The sequence below is a fragment of the Roseovarius sp. ZX-A-9 genome (assembly GCF_028369135.1).
Taxonomy (GTDB): domain Bacteria; phylum Pseudomonadota; class Alphaproteobacteria; order Rhodobacterales; family Rhodobacteraceae; genus Roseovarius.
The window spans coordinates 1-2,736 of sequence record NZ_JAPWHW010000060.1 but is presented as its reverse complement, the minus strand read 5'-3'; the positions used below and the strand labels follow the sequence as shown (position 1 = coordinate 2,736).

At 57.2% G+C, this 2,736-nt stretch carries 2 protein-coding genes; one reads left to right on the top strand and one right to left on the bottom strand.

The window, feature by feature from the left end:
• Positions 1-296 precede the first annotated feature (296 nt).
• On the bottom strand, positions 297-1,334 hold the full coding sequence (locus tag O3306_RS22390) for an IS110 family transposase (RefSeq protein ID WP_272011637.1): 1,038 nt from the start codon (positions 1,332-1,334) through the stop codon (positions 297-299).
• Positions 1,335-1,466: 132 nt separating this feature from the next.
• Between O3306_RS22390 and O3306_RS22385 the strand changes: the two genes are divergently transcribed.
• Entirely contained in the window at positions 1,467-2,681 is a 1,215-nt protein-coding gene (locus O3306_RS22385; protein ID WP_272011635.1) for an IS256 family transposase, read from the top strand.
• The last annotated feature ends 55 nt before the right edge of the window (positions 2,682-2,736 follow it).

Genomic DNA, 2,736 nt, shown 5'->3' with positions numbered 1-2,736 from the left:
CAGAGAGTGTCCGATCTTCTTCTGTGGTTGCCGTCCTTGATGCAAGAAGCTTCTGACTCTTTGAACATGTGATCGAGCGCGTTCTTCTGTCAGGCCTTTGAGTGCGGCGTTTCAGAAGCCGCTGGCCGGGATGGTGATCCGCGGATTGGGTCCATATCTGTGTACCGAGCTATTCTTGCTCCGGAAGATCGCCTGGTTTTCCCAATCCAGATCTATTCGATCATTTTGCCCATTCAGGTCATCGACTTTTCACACCCCCACTTACCGATCTCCGCGTTTCCGATGCAGCAGAAGCTTCACGCTACATCGGCTTTCGCATAGATCGGATCTCGATAATCTTGGTTTTTCGTCAGCATCGCCCATACGGCGCGAGCCATCTTATTGGCCAATGCGATCGCGACCAACATTCGCGGCTTTCTTGACAGCATTTCGGCGAGCCATGAGCCTTCCGGGATCGACCTGCGCCCCATCCAATTCAGCCGAGACATTGCGCCAATGATCAGCAGTTGCCGAATGTCGGTCTGACCGGCCTTTGAGACGCGTCCCAACCGCTCCTTGCCACCCGAGGAATGCTGGCGCGGCACCAGCCCCAGCCAAGCGCTAAAGTCGCGTCCGCGCCGAAAGCTGGTCATGTCCGGAGCAAAGGCCTCGATGGCAAGCGCGGTCATGGGGCCGACACCGGGCATCGTCTGTAATCGACGCGCCATGTCGGTCTGCTTAGCTAATTCCTTCACCTTCTTGGTCTTTGCCTCAATCCGTGCCGTCTTTTCGGCAATCTGCGCCATCAGGTCCCGGCATTCTTCGCGCACCAGAATAGGCAAACCGCTGTTCGGCTCCTCAAGCATCCCATCGATGCGCTTCAGATGCCTGATCCCCTGTGGGACGATGTTGCCGAATTCGTAAAGAACCGCGCGCAGCGCATTTGCGAGTTCAGTGCGTTGGTGGACAAGGCGCTCGCGAGCACGGAACAGCACGGCGCGGGCCTGCTGGCCCTCACATTTTGGCTCGACAAAGCGCATTTCGGGACGTTGCGCCGCGATCACGATCGCTTCGGCATCGGCCACGTCATTCTTTTGCCGTTTCACGAAGGGCCGGACATATTGCGGGGCGATCAGCTTCACCTCATGGCCAAGATGCGTCAGTTCCCGTGCCCAGTAATGGGCACTGCCGCAAGCTTCCATCACGACTGACGCCGGTGGATGATCTGTCATAAACTTGCGAAACTGCTGGCGAGAAAGCTTCTTTCTGAATTTCACATGCCCCACCATTGAGGCGCCGTGAAGCTGAAAAACGCTCTTTGCCAGGTCCACCCCAATCATTGTATCTTGCTCCATGGTTGTCGTCCTTTTGCTCTGTGGATGAAACACCACCACTTTGGCACATTGCGATGCCGTTGAGGGAGGACGGCAACCACCCCATCTGTGTAACTGCGCTTTGGTCCATGCTTCCTAAGAGGAGCAAGGACGATGACAATTTCCAAGGAATTACTGGACGAACTGCTGAAGGGCTGCGAGCGGCCTGAAGATCTGCTTGGCGATGCCGGGCTGATGAAAGAGCTCAAGATCAGGCTGATGGAGCGGATGCTTGGGGCCGAGTTGACCGCGCATCTGGGTTATGAGGACGGCAAAGACGCCCCACCGAACCAACCGAACCGACGCAATGGCACTACCAGCAAGCGCCTGAAGGGCCAGGACGGCGAGGTGCCGATTTCGGTGCCACGCGACAGAGACGGCAGTTTTGAGCCGGAGTTGGTGAAGAAGGGCCAGACTCGGATTGACGGCATGGATGACAAGATCATCGGCCTCTACGCCGCCGGTCTGACGGTGCGCGACATCCGCGCCCATCTCGAGGACGTCTACGGTCTTCAGGTGTCACCGGACCTGATCAGTCGCGTCACTGACGCAGTGCTGGACGAGGTACGCGAATGGCAGTCTCGCGCGCTAGACCGGATGTATCCCATCGTCATTTTTGACGCGCTCAGGGTCAAGATCCGCGATGCTGACAGCCGCATGGTCAAGAACAAGGCCGTCTATGTGGCCCTCGGCGTCAACAGGGACGGCCTGCGAGAGGTTTTGGGGTTGTGGATCGCTGATAACGAAGGTGTCAAATTCTGGTTGTCGGTGATGAACGAACTGAAGAACCGGGGCCTCCAGGACGTCCTGATCGCCGTCGTGGACGGGCTCAAAGGCTTTCCCGAGGCCATCACAGCAGCCTTCCCGGAAGCCGCTGTCCAGACCTGCATCGTGCATCTGGTGCGTCATTCCCTGAACTTCTGCGCCTGGAAAGACCGCAAGGCCGTCGCAGTCGATCTGCGCGCGATTTACGGGGCCGCAACCGCCGATCAGGCCGCTGCACAACTCGATGCGTTTGAGCAAAAATGGGCAGGGAAATATGCGTCCATCGCCCCGGCCTGGCGTCGAGCTTGGCAAGAGGTGATCCCATTCTTCGCCTTTGATCCCGCAATCCGAAAGATCATCTACACCACGAACGCCATCGAAAGCCTGAACCGCGTCATCCGTAAGTCCATCAAGACACGGGGCTCGTTCCCGACGGACGATGAAGCCACAAAGCTGATATACTTAGCCATCCGCAATTTTGAAAAGGACGGCAGAAATGTCCGAGAATGGTTTGCCGCCCGCAATCAATTCGCTATCATGTTCGATGAACGCTTCAATGCGTGACCGTATCTGAAACCCGCATGGGCCGGACCAGATACACAGAGTTCATGACACTCCC